Raw genomic sequence first — 17,350 nt, 5'->3', positions numbered from 1 at the left:
CTTTTCACCACCTAAGTCACCTGAGTGCATCTTAGTTTTACTTTTTACTTGTTTAACCTTTGGACTTTAGTCTTTAAGCTTTTTCCTTACACCTTTTACCTTAGCTTAAGTGTTACAATGGTCATAATCGCCAGCATGATTCCGATAATCCAGAAACGTGTTACAATTTTGGCTTCATGATAACCTTTCTTCTGGTAGTGGTGGTGCAAAGGCGACATCAGGAAAATCCTGCGTCCTTCGCCAAATTTCTTTTTGGTATACTTAAAGTAGGACACCTGCATAATTACCGACACGAGTTCTACCAAAAACACACCGCATAAAATAGGGATCAACAGCTCCTTGCGGATCATGATGGCAAACGAGGCAATAATGCCCCCAATGGCCAAACTTCCTGTATCGCCCATAAAAATCTGCGCGGGATAAGAGTTATACCAAAGGAACCCCACACACGATCCCACAAATGCCCCTGCAAAAATCATCAGCTCCGCAGAGTTCGGGATGTACATAATGTTGAGGTAATCGGCCATAATGGTATTACCCGATACATAGGCCAAAATACCAAGGGTGATCCCGATCACTGCCGAAGTTCCCGTGGCCAGGCCATCAATTCCATCGGTAATGTTTGCACCGTTCGATACCGCCGTAATGATAAATACCGTTACAATAAGAAAGATGAAAAAGGCATATTTCTGATAATCGCCACCCAAAAATTTCAATACCTTAGCATAGTCGAACTCATTGTTCTTATAAAAAGGCATATTCGATTTGGTTGATTTTACATCCTGCGTATAATAAAAGGTTTCGCCTTTTTGACGCAACACCATGGGTACGGAAGAAGTACTTTTCACATCGTCCTGTACAGTTTCCCTTACCACAATATTTGGGTGAAAGTACATGGTAGAGCCAACAATTAAGCCTAAACCTACCTGGCCAACTACTTTAAAACGGCCTGCCAATCCTTCTTTATTCTTTTTGAAAACCTTGATATAATCGTCCAGGAAACCTACGGCGCCCATCCAGATGGTGGTAATGATCATCAGGATAACATAGATATTGGAAATATTGGCAAATAATAAAGTTGGGATGAGGATACCGAGCAAAATGATAATACCACCCATGGTAGGCGTACCCTGTTTCTGCATCTGGCCCTCTAAACCTAAATTCCTTACCGTTTCGCCTACCTGTTTTCTATGTAAAAAATCAATCAGCCTACGTCCATATACCGTAGTAATAATCAGCGACAGAATAATAGAAACCGAAGCACGGAAAGTGATGTACTGGAACAACCTCAATCCGGGAATATCGTAGTGCTTATGCAGGTATTCGAATAATAAATATAACATTAGCTGATTGGTTTTAGTTGTTCAAGTAAAATTTCTTTATCATCAAAATGGTTCCTTACACCATTAATTTCCTGGTATTTTTCGTGTCCTTTGCCTGCTACCAGGATAATATCTCCCGGTTTTGCCAAATGACACGCTGTTTTAATAGCTTCTCTTCTATCCAAAATGGACAAGGTTTTACGCTTGTTGGTTGGCGAAACACCTGCTTCCATTTCACTGATGATCGTTTGCGGATCTTCTGTACGTGGATTATCGGAAGTAAGGATTACTTTATCGCTCCAATCGCAGGCCACCTGTGCCATAATCGGGCGTTTGGTTTTATCCCGGTCGCCACCACAACCGATCACGGTAATTACCTGTTCGGTTCCTTTACGGATATTCGCAATGGTACTTAACACATTCTGTACAGCATCCGGAGTATGTGCGTAATCCACAATACCGATAATTTTATCCGCAGAAGTAATGTAATCGAACCTTCCTTCTGCGCCTGATAAACGGCTTAACAGAGTCAATACTTTTAATTTATCCTGCTCAAGCAATACTGCCGTTCCGTAAACCGCCAATAGGTTGTAAGCATTAAAAGAACCCACCAGTTTGAAGTATACATCTTCATTATCGATATCCAAATGGAGACCGCTGAACTGGTTTTCGATAATTTTTGCTTTAAAATCGGCCAGTTGTTTTAGCGCATAGGTTTTTTTATAGGCTTTGGTGTTCTGCAACATCACCATACCGTTTTTATCATCGATATTGGTTAACGCAAATGCAGATTTTGGCAATCCATCAAAAAAGGCCTTTTTAGCTTTTAAATAGGCATCGAAGGTTTTATGAAAATCCAAATGATCGTGTGTGATATTTGAAAATACCCCACCGGCAAATGTTAAGCCTTCTATACGGTGCTGTGATATCGCATGAGAACTCACTTCCATAAAACAGTAATCGCAACCTGCATCAACCATCTGCCGTAAAAGTTGGTTCAATGCAATTGGATTAGGCGTGGTATGTGTTGCCGTAACTACAGTATCATTGATATAATTTTCTACCGTTGATAACAGTCCGGTTTTATAGCCTAAATCTTTAAATAATTTAAAAAGAATGGTAGCGATAGTGGTTTTTCCGTTAGTTCCGGTAATGCCGATCAGTTTTAAATCAGCTGATGGATTTCCAAAATAATTACCAGCCATAATGCCCAGTGCCACAGACGTATTTTCTACTTTAACATAAGTAACCGTGTAATCGTCAATCTCAGGCAGATTTTCGCAGATAATTACACCCGCCCCCTGCTTAATGGTTTGTTCGATAAACTGATGACCATCTGCAAGCGTTCCAACTACAGCAAAGAAAACATCGTCTTTTACAACTTTACGCGAATCGAAATTAAGTGCGTTGATTTCCCTATCGGTTTTACCAACCAATTCTTTAATCGTTACGCCATAAAGTAAATCCTGTAATTGCATTTTTTTCTTATTATTTTAGTATCAAGCGGTGAATATCTAGTATCAAGACTTAAACTCTATACCTTAAACCTCTATACACTATTTTTTTAGTATCAAGTATTCAGAATGAAGTATCAAAACCTTAAGCCTTAAACCCTACACCATCTACCTTAATTCAATTCTATTTGTACGCCAGCTCCCTTACCCACCTTTGTTCCGGCGATAATGGATTGGCTGATTACTTTCCCTGAGCCTGAAACCTTTGTTTTTAAACCCGCATTACCCAAAAGGTATAATGCATCTTTAAGGCCCATCCCAGCCACGTTCGGCATTACACCTTTACGTTCGTTATTCTCCTGAAAAACTGTTCCGGCACTGGTATCTATAATGTTGTAATACTCCGATTTTGAAGCAAACAGCGGTTTAAAACCAAAGGCCCTGTACACTTTCTGCGTAGCCTTACTCTGTCCTGCCTTTGTTGGCGGATTACCTGTATTACCTACTAAACGCGTTGGCATATCGTTGTACATCTGCATATCACTCGCATAAATACGATCGGCAACTTCCCTGAAAACCGGCCCCGAAACTGTAGCGCCATAATAAGCACCTTTAGGATCGTTAATAACCACAATCATTGAGTATTTAGGTTTATCTGCAGGAAAATACCCTACAAAAGAAGCCTGGTATTGCTTTTTCCCTTTATAACCTTTATTCGCATCGGCAACCTGGGCTGTTCCGGTTTTACCGGCAATTTTATACAACGGGTTATAAACAATCTGTTTACCACTACCTTCGGTAACCACTCCTTCGAGCATACTTTTAATTTTGCTCAGGGTTACATCCGAGCAGATTTTATCGTTAACCACCCTTGCTTTAAACTGCTCAATCGGGTTACCCAGCCTTCTAATCTCTTTTACAAAAATTGGTGCTACCATTTTACCGTTGTTGGCTACCGCATTGTACATAACAAGCATTTTTAACGGCGTTAATTGCATCTCATAACCGTAAGCCATTTGCGGAAGGGTCATGTTTTTGTTCCAGCTTCTGTTCGATTTTGGATTTTTAACCACCGGCGTTGCCTCACCCGGAATCTGCAGATCCATTTTTTTATTCAGTTGCCAATCATACAAATGATCGGTAAATTTTATCGGATCGTTACCATAATGCGTATTGATCAGCTTCGCGATTGCAGCATTGGAAGAAGTTTCGAAAGCTTTTTTCGCAGTAACGGTTTCAATTTTTGGATGCGAATCGGTAATCAGTTTGCCCGGAATCTGATAATACCCTGTACCAATCATCGTATTGGTATCAATCAGCTTATCCTCCAAAAGCGCCATGTAAGAAGCCAGTTTAAAAGTCGAGCCCGGATCCTGGTTCCCTGCAATGGCATAATTAAACTGTTCTTTATAAACACCCTCTTCTACTTTAGAAAAATTAGCTACCGCACGCACTTCTCCTGTTGCTACCTCCATCACTATTACTGTACCATGATCGGCCTGCGATTTGATCAGTTGTTTTTCCAAAGCATTCTGGGCCAGATCCTGCATATTGATATCGATGGTAGAAATAATATCAGCCCCATCTTTTGGCGCCACCTCTGCCTCTTCGTTAACCGGGATATAAACACCACCGGCAATACGCTGCATCAGTCTTTTTCCGGTTTCACCATTAATATACTCCTGGTAAGCACCTTCTAAACCCACACCGTTTTTAACATTTTCGTTTTTATAACCAATGGTACGGGCAGCCAAAGCCTGGAACGGACGGATCCGTTTGTTCTGCTGAACAGCAATTAAACCACCACTATACCTACCAATGTTGTATAAAGGAAAAGTTCTAACGGTTTTAAGATCGGCATAACCCACTTTACGGTGGATCAATAAATAACGTGCACTATCCTGACGGCCTAAACGCAGGTAACGCGAATACTCTTTAGGACTTTTATCTTTAAAAAGCTGCGAAAGCCTATAACCTAGCGAATCTACTTTCTCATCAAAAATTTTATTATCGGCAATACCACCTGCAAACATATCCATACGCAGTTCGTACTCAGGCACCGAAGTAGCCAGTAAACTGCCATCGTTAGAATAGATGTTGCCACGGGTAGCCTCAACATTTACATACCGAGTAGAAAGACTATCAGCCATAGCTTTCCATTTTTTTCCCTGTACAAACTGCACCTGACCGAGGCGTAAAAACACCGCGAAAGCAAAAAGCACAATTAAGCCAAATGCCAGATATACACGAAGCAAGATGTTTGCCCTAATATTCATCGCTTTTAACAATTATTTTTTTTGGTGGTTCAATCAGTTCTTTTATCCCAAGGGTATCAACCTTTTTGGCAACCTCTGTTAGTTTACTTTTAAACATCAGGTCGGCCTTTAACGATTTATACTCCCATCGTAATTCTTTTACTTCTTTATTTAATTTATCAATACGGCGAACATTGTTTACCGCAAAGTGGCTGTTAGCAATGTATACCATTCCCAAAAAGGCCAGAAAACACAAAAAAGGCAGCGCATCAGTAGCAGCTTCCTTCGTTACCAGTCCATCATTAAAAAGCTTGCTGATGAATGAATTACTATCCATTTTTTCTTCAGCAGTTTTTGGCCGTTTGGGCGCAGCTTTCAGCTCTGGTTCGGGCCCAATCTCTTCTTCCTCTATCTCTTCCCTAAACCTGTTCATATCTTTTCGGCAATTCTAAGTTTCGCACTGCGGGCCCGGTTGTTCTGGGCAATCTCCTCATCAGTGGCAATAATCGCTTTGCGTGTAATTACATTAAATGGCTTTTGCTGGTTCCCAAAGAAATCCTTCTCTACCTCACCCTGGAATTTTCCTTTAGCCATAAAGTTTTTAACCGGCCTATCTTCCAATGAATGGTACGACATCACCACTAAATGACCTCCAGGCTTTAACACCTCGGCAGCCTGCTGCAAAAAATCTTCCAGCACCTGGATTTCGGCATTTACCTCGATACGCAGCGCCTGGAAAACCTGCGCCAGGTATTTATTCTCCTTTCCTTTCGGGATATAAGATGCGATAGCCGATTTTAAACTATTGATATCGGTAAAAGGCTGCTCCAAACGCGAAGTAACAATGGCACGCGCCAATGATTTTGCATTTTTCACCTCACCATAAATACCGAATATTTTATGCAGCTTATCTTCCGTATAGGTATTCAATATTTCTGCAGCAGTTAAATCGCGGTGTTGATCCATACGCATATCGAGATCAGCGTTATGACGGATAGAAAAACCACGTTGCGGCACATCAAACTGATGCGAAGAAACACCAAGATCAGCCAGGACACCATCTACCTGCCTGAAACCTTTTAAACGGAGGTTATTTTTTAAGAAACCAAAATTCTGATCGATAAAAATAAAACGGTCATCAGCCGGAACATTTGCCTGCGCATCAGGATCCTGATCAAACGCAATCAGTTTACCTTTGGGACCAAGATGCTTCAATATTTCTTTCGAGTGACCGCCGCCACCAAAAGTAACATCCACATACACACCATCAGGCTTAATATTTAAACCATCAATGCAGGGCTGCAACATTACGGGAACATGATAATTATTCGCCATCTGCACCTCCTTTCTTATCGCCCATTACTTTTTGAGCAAGGCTTGCAAAATTGGCCGGAACATCATCAAAAATATCTTCGTAAGATTTTTTATCCCATACCTCGATACGATCCAACTGACAGGCCAGCACCAGATCGCTACCGATACCGGCATACTCTACAAGCGATTTAGGCAAAAGCACACGGCCGGCAGCATCAAGCGAAAGCTCGGTTGCGCCACGAGTGAAAGCCCTAACAAAGGCACGGTTTTCCTGATCGTAAATATTAAGCTTGGCAAGATCGGCCACAACAGCATCCCAAACATTTTTAGGATAGATGACCAGATTTTTCTCGAAACCACGGTTGATAATGAGCCCATCATTTTCGGCATTAGGCAATTGTTTCTTAAGCGCAGCAGGTACCATAAGGCGGCCCTTTGCGTCAAGTTTACAATCGAATTCTCCTAAAAGTTGGGTCATAGTGGTATCTACACTTTTTATCTAGTGTAAAAGTAAAGAGTTCTACCACTTTTTACCACTTTTTACCACAAAAAAGTTTTCCACATCCTTTTTGTTACATAAACGGCTCCACAAGATAGTTAGAATTAAGCTTTCCGCATAACACACAAACCATTAAACACTGATAATTAGGTGATTAAAATAATTTCAAACAAAGTATCACATCAGCCCATTTTCGGCCATAATTTCGTGGTTTTTGCCCAAAAGCGCTCATTTATAGCTTTTAAAAAGTGGGAGAACCTCCCACTTTTCTTCCAATTTTTAACTTTTTCCATAAGAAAGCATAGCGCAGAGAGCATGGAATAATCCAGGAACGATTACGCAAACGTTTGACCGTTATTTTGTCTTTCTTTATCGGTTGTTTATCTCTAATTTGGATAAACAACCAACACAAATCTATAAATGATAACCAGATTCCTGAAATTTTCTTTGGTCTTAACCATGGCCGGTTCACTCTGCAACGCACAGGTAACATATAAAAACAACCTCTTGCAGAACAATATTATCCCAAAACCATTATCAATAAGCAGGGCCGATGGCAGATTCGAGCTCAAGCCAAATACCATAATTTATTACTCCAAAGATGCACTGGCACCTATTGGCGTATTTACAACCTTATTAAAAAGCAGCACTGGCATCAATTTCAAAACAGCGGCTCTAAAACAGGAAAAGCAGGGAATATTTTTTATCACCTCTGATACACTGAATAGTTTAGGCAACGAAGGTTATAAATTAAAGATTAGCACACAATCCATCCACGTTTATGCCAAAACAGGCGCGGGCATTTTTAACGCCACACAAACTTTAAGACAACTGTTTCCTATGCAGATTGAAGGTAAAATGGGCAAAACAAAATTAAACTGGAGCATTCCCTGCGGCGAAATTACCGATAAACCACGCTACAGCTGGCGCGGTTATATGCAGGACGTGAGCCGCACTTTTTATGGCCTTGATGTAATGAAGAAGTATATGGATGTAATGGCGCTTTACAAATTAAATGTACTCCATCTTCACTTAACCGACGATCAGGGCTGGCGCATCGAAATCAAAAAATACCCTAAACTTACCTCTCCACAAACCACGGTTTTTGATTCAAGCTCGAAACAACCTGCCGAAAGAAGCGGTTTTTATACACAGGATCAGATCCGCGAACTGGTAAAATATGCCGCAGCAAGGAATATCACTGTTATTCCCGAAATTGATGTTCCCGGACATTCATGGCCCACCATCCTGGCCTACCCTGAACTGGGCGTAAACCAAAACCGCAAACCCGATTATGTATTCCCGTTTTTAGATTCATGGTCGCATTGGGGCAATCAGTTTACACCGAATACTTTAGACCCAACAAGCGAAAAGGTTTACGCATTTTTGGACGGGGTATTTACAGAACTTGCCCAGTTATTCCCGGCCTCATACATCCATTTCGGCGGTGATGAGGTACGCCATGTACTATGGGAAAAGGAACCGCATGTGCAGGCTTTTATGAAAGAAAAATCGCTTAACAACACCAACGAACTGCAGAGCTACTTTGCAAGCAGGGTATCGGCCATTATTAAATCAAAAGGCAAAAAACCGATCGGCTGGAACGATATTTTAAGCGACAAGAAAAACCTGACGAAAGAAACAGCGATAATGTCATGGCTCGGTGACGAAGCCATTACTGATGCAGCCAAAAATGGCTTTTATGCTGTGGCCACCCCTACCGATCCTTTTTATTTCGACATTACCCAGGCCGACCGGAATGACGGTACAATGAGCGATCTGGCGTATGGCAATATCAACTCAATAGACAAAATATACAATTATGAGCCCGAAATCGGTTTAAGCCCTGAGGAAAGTAAATTTGTACTGGGTGTACAGGCCAACCAATGGACTGCAATTACCCAAGAGCTGAAAGACATGAACGTACAGAATTTCCCGAGGCTTTTGGCGCTTGCCGAAATAGGTTGGATACCAAAGGATGGACGTAATCTCGACGATTTCAAGGCTCGACTAGCCATCAATCAGAACCGTTTGGAAGCCTTAAAAATAGATTATTATAAACCCGGAGGATATATTACCGGTAAATGGAAGCCAGAACAGTTGAGCAATGATTACCAGAACATAGAATGGGAGGTGACCAAAAAAACTTATGCAAACGGCCGCATTGTTGCAGGTTTTTATTATACCAACGGTGCCAATTTTATGGAGATCAGGAAAGTTGAATTGTTGCAAGACGGAAAAGTTGTGGCCCAGGATGAACATACTGGAATTGCCGATAAATTTAGGGGAACACATAAAACGAAAAGCTTTTTATACCATTTACAGTTGAACAATTATAACCCAAAAGCAAAATATACCTTACGGGCAAGTGTAAAAGGTATTAATGGTACCGATAGCTACGGAAATTCCACTTATAATTTAAGTCCTTTTGACAGACTGAATGTGGTTGAGCCATAATGAAAGAGCTTTAACAGCTATACCATTAAATTTAACGATTTTATAATATACAACTATCACATAAGCTTAACAGTTTTTGATAACTTAGATCCACACCTTATGAAATACAAATGAAAAAAAATTACATCGCCCTACTTTTATTAAGTGGATTAGGCCTTTTCTCGTGCAAAAAAGATAAGATAACCCCAATAGTTCCCACTGTAAATTTCGGGATCAACCATGTAATAGATATCTACAACAGAACACAAATAGACAGCTCGGCCGTGATCAGGATATCAACTTACGAACAGCTTACATTGTCAAGTCTTGCAAAAAACAGCAACAGCTTAAAATGGGACCTGGGTAATGGCACTGTTTCCTCAAAAGATTCGCCAGTGCTATATTTTACAAAATCGGGGGTATATACCGTCAGTTTAACCGCCACATCAAGCACTGGTGAAGTGGTAACCGCATCAAAAAAAGTCCAGGTGTTAGATCGTGTACTGAAACTGGTGAGAATAAAAAACCTTTATTTTAATGGCAATTTTTCAACTTCTCCAAACTGGCCTTCTAATCAGGTTGCCAATGTACAGGCAGCAATAAAAAAGATAGGTATAAATGACTATCCTTCTTTCAGCAATGGCGATTATAATGGAGAATTCGTCTATCAATCTGCCCCCATACAAACAGTTTCTACTATAAATGCACCAATTGAAATACCGGTAAAGGAGAAGATTATCCTCGATATGGAGGCCCTTCAAAAGGGCAAATATGGCTTTCATATTTATGCTTCTGCTAATCAGGAAAAATACCTGCTTACTTCCAACTGGGGATCAGGTGTAGGTTATTCTTATTCGGGAAATATGATATCAAACTATTTTAATCTTAGCACCGGATTTAACGGGAACCAGATAGAGTTTATTTTCGCTTTTGAATAGATAAACAGTTTGCCGCCAAATTTTTATACCATTATGATAAGAATTTGGCAGCTACCTGTGGATGGCTATTTAATATCAGTTTCTTTTACCCAGCACTTTTCTAATCTGATCAACAACAATTTCAGGCTCGCTCGCCTGGATAATGTGTCCGCTTTTTTCTGCTTTAACCAACCAGCTATTGGTAGAAAGTTTTAAAAAATCTGCCTGTAGTTTTGCAACCAGATCCTGGTATTCCTTTTTAACCGATTCATCCTTAAAACCCTTTGTCAGGACAACTGATGTTCCGGTAATTACGGCAAAAGGCATTTCCCCAAACGGATTTACCTTTGCGGCATCTTCAAAATTAAGTTTATCATTTTGTTATTTTCATCATGATCTGGGGTTTGAGCTAAAACAAAGTCATCAACTTATTTAGACTCATTAAAAATAATTTGCATCAATGCAATTAAAACGATTTCTTTGCAGTTATAAAAAATCCTCTTACAAAAATTGCAGGCGGTAAAAACGCTCAAAAATGAAATCAAAAAACAATTCCAAAAGCTTAAACTGGGCAAAACATCAAAAAAGATGGTTTGGTAAATGGCACCTCTATCTTGGCATTATTGCCGGGGCAATTGTTGCCTTTGTGGGTGTTACCGGAAGCATCCTGGTTTTTCAGGACGATATAGACCGCGCCCTGAACCCAAATCTGTTTGATGTGATTGCGCAGCAACAAAAGATGCCGGTTGAGGAGATTGTTCCTTTGATCAAAAAGAATTACCCCAAATTAAAAATAGAATACCTGCTGCTGGGCGATGTAAAAAACCCGAACGAGGCTTATAGCATTATTAATGCAAAAACAGACGAACAGGTATTTATCAATCCCTATACCGGTAAAATAGGCGGAAAAAGAATATATACCAGTTCTTTTATCCGTGTGGTAACCGAACTGCACAGAACGCTGCTTATTCCTGTTGCCGGCAGGTACATCTGCGGTCTGGCCTCACTCTGCCTCTTAATCCTCACCATTTCAGGTCTGCGTTTATGGATCCCCAAGAAATGGAAGCAGTTAAAATCGGTACTCACGGTAAGGTTTAGCGGCTCCTTTAAAAGGCAGAATTACGACTGGCATAATTCGTTGGGTTTTTACTCCTCTCCCATTGTAGCCATATTAAGTTTAACCGGTTTTTCCATCACCTTTTCTACGCTGGTTATTCCCCTGTTATTCATATTGAGCGGAAAATCGCCACAGGGTGTTGCAGCATTATTGGGGGCGAAATCTGCCTGGCACGCGCAGGCTGTTCCTTTGCCCCTTAAAGATATCGCTGCCGCTGCAAAAGAGAAAATGCCAAATGCCTATATTGGTGGCATCGCTTTCCCTGCAGATAAGATGGGTACTTATCGCCTGGATATGATAAGCGGAAACCTGCCAAAGGTTGGAAAAAGAGAAATGCTCGTAGTTGATCAATATACTGCCAAAACATTATTGAACAGCCGTCAGGATTTCCCGAATGTGGGCAATGCTTATTTGAGCTGGTTAACGCCGATCCATTACGGCAGTTTCGGTGGCAGACCTACACAGGTAATCGCTATTATTGCCGGTTTGATTCCTTTAGCACTTTTCATTACCGGATTTATTATCTGGTGGCCACGTTATAAAAAACAGAAGAAAGGTAAAAAACGTAAAACAAAAGAACCAACGCCTGATGAACAGGCCGAGGCTATTATAATAGAAAAAGAGACAAAACCAGCGATCATTAAAACACCGCTACCTAAATTGGGAAGATATTTCCTCATCAATTTTAAATCAGGTTTTAAATATGCGTTGATTATCCTATTGATCAGTTTTGTAATGGGCGCACTTTATGGTCTTCCTTCGGGCATTATTATTCAGCCAGCTGTTTTTGTAGTGGCATTTAGCTGTGTAATGGTCTGTCTAAATTTTATATGCGCTTTGTTGTCAGAATTATTTAATATCCTGTTCTTATTGCCATTTAAGAAAGGTAGCCATAAAGTAACGCGGTATTTTGCACTGTCTACCGCATTTCTGGTATGTTATGTTGCGGTTTATGTGGTGTTGCTGAATACGGGGTTTGAGTTTTTTTAGGCAATGATTCACTTCCCTCGTTCCGTCATTTCGACCGGAGTGAAACGAAGTGGAGAAATCTATTCCAGATATTTAAATTCTTAGTCGTCACCCTGAATTTATTTCAGGGTCTATTTGACTGGAAAGATGCTGAAATAAATTCAGCATGACGATCGCATTATAAAACGATCATTTGGAATAAACAGAATTGAACTAAGGTTATCACAACAAAGGCCCTGCAAACATCGTCTGCAAGGCCTTTTTAATATTTAGCGCTATTATTTAGCCATTAATAGCCTTAACACCTGGTAATTCTTTACCTTCCATATATTCGAGTAAAGCACCACCACCTGTAGAAACATAGCTTACTTCATCTTCTAAACCAAATTTAGCAATCGCAGCAGCCGAATCGCCACCACCGATCAATGAGAATGCACCGTTATCTTTGGTTGCGGCCACAACTGCATCAGCAACTGCTTTGGTACCTACCTGGAAGCTTTCCATTTCGAAAACACCCATTGGACCGTTCCACAATAAAGTTTTAGAGTTTTTAATTACCTCCTGAAATAAAGCAGCTGATTTAGGACCGATATCAAGTCCCATCCAATCTGCAGGAATCTGACCAGAAGTAACGTCTTTTTTATCTGCATCATTGGCAAAACGATCCGCAATTACGGTATCAACCGGTAAAATCAGGTTTACACCCTTAGCTTTTGCTTTTTCGATCAGCTCTAAAGAAAGTTCCTGCTTATCTGCCTCTAATAAAGAAGTACCGATTTCGCCACCCTGTGCTTTGGCAAAAGTATAGGCCATACCACCACCGATGATCAGGTTATCCACTTTCTCCAATAATTTCTCGATCAAAAGAATTTTATCAGATACTTTGGCACCGCCCATAATGGCTGTAAAAGGTCTTTCTGCATGGTTTAAAATTTTCTCCGCATTTTCTACTTCCGAAGCCATTAAATAACCGAAGTATTTCGCATTAGGGAAAAACTGTGCAATAATCGAAGTTGAAGCATGTGCACGGTGTGCAGTACCAAAAGCATCGTTAACATAAACATCGCCCAATTTTGATAATTTTTCGGCAAAGGCAACATCACCTTTTTCTTCTTCCTTATAGAAACGAAGATTTTCCAACAGTAAAATCTCGCCCGGTTTTAAATCTGCAGCCTGTTTTACAGCGCTTTCGCCGATACAGTCATCAGCAAATTTCACTTCAACACCTGTTAAAGCAGATAAATCGGTTAAGATGTGTTTTAAAGAATATTTATCGGTAGGTCCATCTTTCGGACGGCCCAAGTGCGACATTAAGATCACCGAACCACCATCTTTTAAGATTTTAGAAATGGTTGGTAAGGCAGCCCTGATTCTTTTGTCGTCGGTAATTTTAAATTCATCATCCAAAGGCACGTTAAAATCAACCCTGATCAGGGCTTTCTGGTCTTTAAAGTCGAATTGGTCAATAGTATTCATGTTAATTATTTTGATTTTAAGTTTAATTTCATTTCATAGTGGAAACCGATCCCAGGGATATCAAATTCGGGTGATTCGGTGGTAAAACCGATTTTTTTATAAAAAGCGGCTGCTGTTGAGCGGGCATTGCACCATAAATAATCGGTATTGTACTCTTTCAGGTAATCGATGGCAAAAGTAACCAGTGCGGCACCATAACCCTGTCCGCCGGCGTCGGGATGTGTAGCCATGCCACGGAGCTGATAGCCCTCTCCCTCTTCAGGAAAAAAATCATTGCGCATAAATGTGGCAATGGATTTTATTTCTCCATCTTTCAAAAAACCCAGGTGAAAGGTATCGTAAGCCAGATCGCCATCAAAAACGCATTCGCTGAATGGTTTGCCGTTGCGTAAAACCAGGCTTCTTAAAGGTAGAACTTCTTCAGGAAGAATAAATTTGACCATATCTTTTTTATCAGTTAGCTCATACCTGTTCTCAGGATATTGCTATAGAGTGCGCCGCAAACGTTTGCAAAGTTAACAAAGCAATTGAAACGCTATAATAATAATGGATAGAATTGCTAACATTTTAGGAACATCCTGTTTAAAGCACTTATTTATTTCCAAGTTTTGGGAGCGACTGCCACCAGGCCAATAACTTCTTTTTTAATTCTGCTGTTGTTTTTTGCTCAGCCGCTGCCAGGTTGTTGCTTTCTTTTTTATCCTTATTGATATTATAAAGCTGGATATCGCTACCGTTACTGTTCATCAACAGTTTCCATTCACCCGAGCGGATGGCAAGGTTAGGGCTCTTATCAATCGGCCTGGGGTATTTAAAGGCAATATCGTTACGGCCGTACTCCCAGAACATCTCCTTATTTCTTGCTGAGGGTTTTCCCATCAGAACCCTGCTCCTGTCCAATCCATCTCCGTTATAACCCGAAGACAGATTAATGCCGGCCATTTTAGCCAGTGAAGGTAAGAGATCCACTGCACTTACAACCGATTGATCGTCGGTTTTGTCTTCTATAATGTGCCCGGGCCAGCTGATGATAAACGGCATCCTGGTTCCTCCCTCATAAAGGGATAATTTTGATCCCCTTAAACCTTCGGCCCTGCTCCCCCTGAAACTCGGCAAAGGACCATTATCGCTGGTGAAGATGATAATGGTATTTTTATCGGCACCCATTTGTTTTAATCCATCCAAAAGCCGCCCGATCTGAAGGTCATATTCTTTCAAAACCAGCTTAAAAGCGGCCTCCTCTTCAGGATTCATTGGAAATTTACCAGTATATTCTGTTTCTGTGCGGGGTACCCATGGGGTGTGCACATCATCAGGCCAAAGATTTATAAAGCAGGGCTGATTTGGGTGCTGTTTTAAAAATTGAAGGGTTTTATCCACAAAATATTTGGTGCGGTCCCAACGTTTAATGCTGTCCTTATCAGACCATATCCAATCTGTAGCGGTAATGGCCGGATCAGGGTCAGGACTTTCGTATGTACTGGCATGCGCATCAAAGCCATATTGTTCAAATCCAGGGGCATTTTTAACATCACGTCCACCGCCTAAATGCCATTTGCCGAAATGCCCCGTCGCATATCCCGCAGCTTTAAAAACTTTTGCCATGGTAGGTGCTGTTGGATCAAGAAAATCGGCCTGTTGGGCATTCTGATTGTGTTTTCTATTATCGAGATAAGTGCTAAAATTCCACCTGGCGGGATACATACCGGTAAGCATCCCTGCCCTCGATGGCGAACATATCGGCGCCGCACTATAATACTGGGTAAGCTTTAAACCGTTCTTCGCAATCCTATCAATGTTGGGAGTGGGAACAAATTTACCCCCAAATGCGCCCACATCGCTATAACCCATATCATCGGTAAGGATAATGATAATATTCGGCGCTTTCGGATCTGAACTTTTAGTGGTTTGAGCATCTGCTTTTACTGCTAGTATTGAAAGTAAAAAGCTTAAAGCGATGAGAAGAATAGGTTTATTCATATTTTTTAATCAAAACAGTAAACTACCAAATCTATAGAATTAACTTTTACGATAATGTAATGAATTGGATAGATATAACCCCATAAGCATTACAAAGTTTAAACAGAAGGCCGTATTGATTGTTGAACCATAAGTTGAATATGGTTATGAAAGAAGAAAACATAAAAACAGCAGCAAGGATTTTGTTGGGTGCAGGTTTGATTGCTGCCGGAATTGGGCATTTAACTTTTGCCCGCAAGGCTTTTCGCGCACAGGTGCCCAATTGGGTTCCGCTCAAAAAAGACGACACAGTTGTATACTCCGGACTAGTCGAAATCGCATTGGGTACAGCATTGATTACAGCATCCAAACAAGATGAAGCTTTGGTAGGCAAAATTGCTGCCGGCTTATTTATCAGCGTATTTCCGGGAAATATTGCACAATTTACCCATAAACGCAGCGCATTTGGACTTAATACAGATGGCAGACGTTTTTTACGTCTGTTTTTTCAACCCGTACTGGTATACTGGGCATTAAAATCGACCCAAAAATCTAAAATTAATCTATAGAAAGTGCTTCGATTTTTCTTACTACATCGATTAAACGGCTGCTGTAACCATACTCGTTATCGTACCAGCCCACTACCTTAACCAGATCGCCAACAATTGAAGTTAGCAATGAATCGAATATGCACGAATGTGGATTATCTATGATATCGATAGAAACAATTGGATCTTCGGTATACTCAATCAGGTTTTTAAGGTCGTTTTCGGCAGCCTCTTTAAATGCCGCGTTAATTTCCTGAATGGTTGTTTTCTTTTTTAACAAACAGGTAAAATCGGTTAACGATCCGTTTAAAACCGGAACCCTGATACCTGCTCCACCTAAACGGCCATCAAGTTCAGGAAAAATATGTGTTATTGCTTTAGCAGCTCCTGTTGTGGTTGGAATAATGGATGAGGAAGCCGCTCTTGCCCTGCGCAGATCTTTATGGTTGGCATCGTGCAGGTTCTGATCGCCCGTCATAGAGTGTATGGTAGTGATATATCCCTCTTCTACCCCCCAATTATCGTTTAGGATTTTAATCATTGGTGCAATATTGTTGGTAGTGCAGCTTGCGTTTGATAAAATCGGGCTTTTCAGATCAATCTGATCATCGTTAACGCCCAATACCACCATTGGGATATCATCTGCAGCAGGGGCAGAAATAAGCACCTGTTTTGCGCCTGAGGTAATGTGTTTTTCGGCGGCCTGCCTGGTTAGGTTTTTGCCGGTACAATCAACCACTACATCAACCCTCAGGGCCGACCATGGTAATTCGTCTGCCTCTTTAATGGCAAATACCGGGATAGAAAGCTGGTCGATAACCAGTGCATCGGGTTTGGCCGAAACCCCACCGGCATATACACCGTGTACGGTATCGTACTTAAACAAATGGGCCATCGTTTTTGCATCTGCCAGATCGTTGATGGCAACTACTTCGAAACCTTCGGCCAATGCCAAACGTAAAAATGTTCTTCCTATTCTACCAAAACCATTTATTGCCAGCCTCATTGTATATAAAAATTAGAGCGCAAAATTAGTATTTATTTATGAAAGCAGAACGCTTATGATATAAGATGGAAAAGGCAT

At 40.9% G+C, this 17,350-nt stretch carries 15 protein-coding genes; 4 read left to right on the top strand and 11 right to left on the bottom strand.

Annotated features, from left to right (window positions below; genetic code table 11):
* Positions 1-95 precede the first annotated feature (95 nt).
* The 6 genes from mraY to mraZ form a co-directional block, all read right to left on the bottom strand.
* Positions 96-1,343, bottom strand: a complete 1,248-nt coding sequence (gene mraY / locus B2V92_RS21265; RefSeq protein WP_293312015.1) for a phospho-N-acetylmuramoyl-pentapeptide-transferase — start codon at positions 1,341-1,343, stop codon at positions 96-98.
* Complete coding sequence (locus B2V92_RS21260) at positions 1,343-2,800, bottom strand: UDP-N-acetylmuramoyl-L-alanyl-D-glutamate--2,6-diaminopimelate ligase (protein ID WP_293312014.1); 1,458 nt, start codon at positions 2,798-2,800, stop codon at positions 1,343-1,345. Before B2V92_RS21260 ends, mraY begins: the two co-directional genes overlap by 1 nt.
* A gap of 149 nt (positions 2,801-2,949) precedes the next feature.
* Complete coding sequence (locus tag B2V92_RS21255; protein WP_293312013.1) at positions 2,950-5,052, bottom strand: penicillin-binding protein; 2,103 nt, start codon at positions 5,050-5,052, stop codon at positions 2,950-2,952.
* On the bottom strand, positions 5,042-5,464 hold the full coding sequence (locus B2V92_RS21250) for an FtsL-like putative cell division protein (protein WP_293312012.1): 423 nt from the start codon (positions 5,462-5,464) through the stop codon (positions 5,042-5,044). The genes B2V92_RS21255 and B2V92_RS21250 overlap by 11 nt, the downstream gene beginning before the upstream one ends.
* Positions 5,461-6,366, bottom strand: a complete 906-nt coding sequence (gene rsmH / locus B2V92_RS21245; RefSeq protein WP_293312011.1) for a 16S rRNA (cytosine(1402)-N(4))-methyltransferase RsmH — start codon at positions 6,364-6,366, stop codon at positions 5,461-5,463. Before rsmH ends, B2V92_RS21250 begins: the two co-directional genes overlap by 4 nt.
* Positions 6,356-6,823: a division/cell wall cluster transcriptional repressor MraZ gene (mraZ, locus tag B2V92_RS21240; protein ID WP_124560861.1), complete on the bottom strand. Its 468-nt coding sequence runs from the start codon at positions 6,821-6,823 to the stop codon at positions 6,356-6,358. The genes rsmH and mraZ overlap by 11 nt, the downstream gene beginning before the upstream one ends.
* A 441-nt stretch (positions 6,824-7,264) precedes the next feature.
* Here mraZ and B2V92_RS21235 point away from each other — a divergent pair, with 441 nt between their 5' ends.
* Both B2V92_RS21235 and B2V92_RS21230 read left to right on the top strand, forming a co-directional pair.
* The gene (locus B2V92_RS21235; RefSeq protein ID WP_293312010.1) at positions 7,265-9,301 is read left to right on the top strand and encodes a beta-N-acetylhexosaminidase; all 2,037 of its coding nucleotides are present in this window, start codon (positions 7,265-7,267) and stop codon (positions 9,299-9,301) included.
* A 110-nt stretch (positions 9,302-9,411) separates the two neighbouring features.
* Positions 9,412-10,218: a PKD domain-containing protein gene (locus tag B2V92_RS21230; protein WP_293312009.1), complete on the top strand. Its 807-nt coding sequence runs from the start codon at positions 9,412-9,414 to the stop codon at positions 10,216-10,218.
* 75 nt (positions 10,219-10,293) lie between these two features.
* On the opposite strand, the gene B2V92_RS21225 is transcribed toward B2V92_RS21230, so the two are convergent.
* Complete coding sequence (locus B2V92_RS21225) at positions 10,294-10,524, bottom strand: hypothetical protein (RefSeq protein ID WP_293312008.1); 231 nt, start codon at positions 10,522-10,524, stop codon at positions 10,294-10,296.
* Positions 10,525-10,732: 208 nt separating this feature from the next.
* On the opposite strand from B2V92_RS21225, the gene B2V92_RS21220 reads away from it, so the two are divergent.
* Positions 10,733-12,304, top strand: a complete 1,572-nt coding sequence (locus tag B2V92_RS21220; protein ID WP_293312007.1) for a PepSY-associated TM helix domain-containing protein — start codon at positions 10,733-10,735, stop codon at positions 12,302-12,304.
* A gap of 261 nt (positions 12,305-12,565) precedes the next feature.
* Here B2V92_RS21220 and B2V92_RS21215 read toward each other — a convergent pair whose 3' ends face one another.
* From B2V92_RS21215 to B2V92_RS21205, 3 genes are all read right to left on the bottom strand, one after another.
* A complete protein-coding gene (locus tag B2V92_RS21215) occupies positions 12,566-13,759 on the bottom strand; it encodes a phosphoglycerate kinase (protein WP_293312006.1) in 1,194 nt (397 codons plus the stop codon).
* Positions 13,760-13,764: 5 nt separating this feature from the next.
* Positions 13,765-14,202 (bottom strand): GNAT family N-acetyltransferase, encoded by a 438-nt coding sequence (locus B2V92_RS21210; RefSeq protein WP_293312005.1) that lies wholly within the window; start codon positions 14,200-14,202, stop codon positions 13,765-13,767.
* 148 nt (positions 14,203-14,350) lie between these two features.
* On the bottom strand, positions 14,351-15,739 hold the full coding sequence (locus B2V92_RS21205; RefSeq protein WP_293312004.1) for a sulfatase-like hydrolase/transferase: 1,389 nt from the start codon (positions 15,737-15,739) through the stop codon (positions 14,351-14,353).
* 146 nt (positions 15,740-15,885) lie between these two features.
* On the opposite strand from B2V92_RS21205, the gene B2V92_RS21200 reads away from it, so the two are divergent.
* Positions 15,886-16,287, top strand: a complete 402-nt coding sequence (locus B2V92_RS21200; RefSeq protein WP_293312003.1) for a DoxX family protein — start codon at positions 15,886-15,888, stop codon at positions 16,285-16,287.
* On the opposite strand, the gene gap is transcribed toward B2V92_RS21200, so the two are convergent.
* Positions 16,277-17,272 (bottom strand): type I glyceraldehyde-3-phosphate dehydrogenase, encoded by a 996-nt coding sequence (gene gap, locus B2V92_RS21195; RefSeq protein ID WP_293312002.1) that lies wholly within the window; start codon positions 17,270-17,272, stop codon positions 16,277-16,279. The genes B2V92_RS21200 and gap overlap by 11 nt on opposite strands.
* Positions 17,273-17,350: the final 78 nt, after the last annotated feature.

The organism is Pedobacter sp. UBA5917, assembly GCF_002432345.1.
In the GTDB taxonomy this organism is placed as follows: Bacteria; Bacteroidota; Bacteroidia; order Sphingobacteriales; family Sphingobacteriaceae; genus Pedobacter.
The sequence above is the reverse complement of the archived record's forward strand: the minus strand, read 5'-3'. Positions and strand labels throughout refer to the sequence as shown.

What these genes read in the sequence shown, in the direction of transcription:
- B2V92_RS21230 (WP_293312009.1), top strand. Translation starts at nt 9,412, where the DNA reads ATGAAAAAAAATTACATCGCCCTACTTTTATTAAGTGGATTAGGCCTT.
- B2V92_RS21220 (WP_293312007.1), top strand. Translation starts at nt 10,733, where the DNA reads ATGAAATCAAAAAACAATTCCAAAAGCTTAAACTGGGCAAAACATCAA.
- gap (WP_293312002.1), bottom strand. Translation starts at nt 17,272, where the DNA reads ATGAGGCTGGCAATAAATGGTTTTGGTAGAATAGGAAGAACATTTTTA.
- B2V92_RS21215 (WP_293312006.1), bottom strand. Translation starts at nt 13,759, where the DNA reads ATGAATACTATTGACCAATTCGACTTTAAAGACCAGAAAGCCCTGATC.
- mraZ (WP_124560861.1), bottom strand. Translation starts at nt 6,823, where the DNA reads ATGACCCAACTTTTAGGAGAATTCGATTGTAAACTTGACGCAAAGGGC.
- rsmH (WP_293312011.1), bottom strand. Translation starts at nt 6,366, where the DNA reads ATGGCGAATAATTATCATGTTCCCGTAATGTTGCAGCCCTGCATTGAT.
- B2V92_RS21225 (WP_293312008.1), bottom strand. Translation starts at nt 10,524, where the DNA reads ATGCCTTTTGCCGTAATTACCGGAACATCAGTTGTCCTGACAAAGGGT.
- B2V92_RS21260 (WP_293312014.1), bottom strand. Translation starts at nt 2,800, where the DNA reads ATGCAATTACAGGATTTACTTTATGGCGTAACGATTAAAGAATTGGTT.
- B2V92_RS21210 (WP_293312005.1), bottom strand. Translation starts at nt 14,202, where the DNA reads ATGGTCAAATTTATTCTTCCTGAAGAAGTTCTACCTTTAAGAAGCCTG.
- B2V92_RS21205 (WP_293312004.1), bottom strand. Translation starts at nt 15,739, where the DNA reads ATGAATAAACCTATTCTTCTCATCGCTTTAAGCTTTTTACTTTCAATA.
- B2V92_RS21200 (WP_293312003.1), top strand. Translation starts at nt 15,886, where the DNA reads ATGAAAGAAGAAAACATAAAAACAGCAGCAAGGATTTTGTTGGGTGCA.
- mraY (WP_293312015.1), bottom strand. Translation starts at nt 1,343, where the DNA reads ATGTTATATTTATTATTCGAATACCTGCATAAGCACTACGATATTCCC.
- B2V92_RS21235 (WP_293312010.1), top strand. Translation starts at nt 7,265, where the DNA reads ATGATAACCAGATTCCTGAAATTTTCTTTGGTCTTAACCATGGCCGGT.
- B2V92_RS21250 (WP_293312012.1), bottom strand. Translation starts at nt 5,464, where the DNA reads ATGAACAGGTTTAGGGAAGAGATAGAGGAAGAAGAGATTGGGCCCGAA.
- B2V92_RS21255 (WP_293312013.1), bottom strand. Translation starts at nt 5,052, where the DNA reads ATGAATATTAGGGCAAACATCTTGCTTCGTGTATATCTGGCATTTGGC.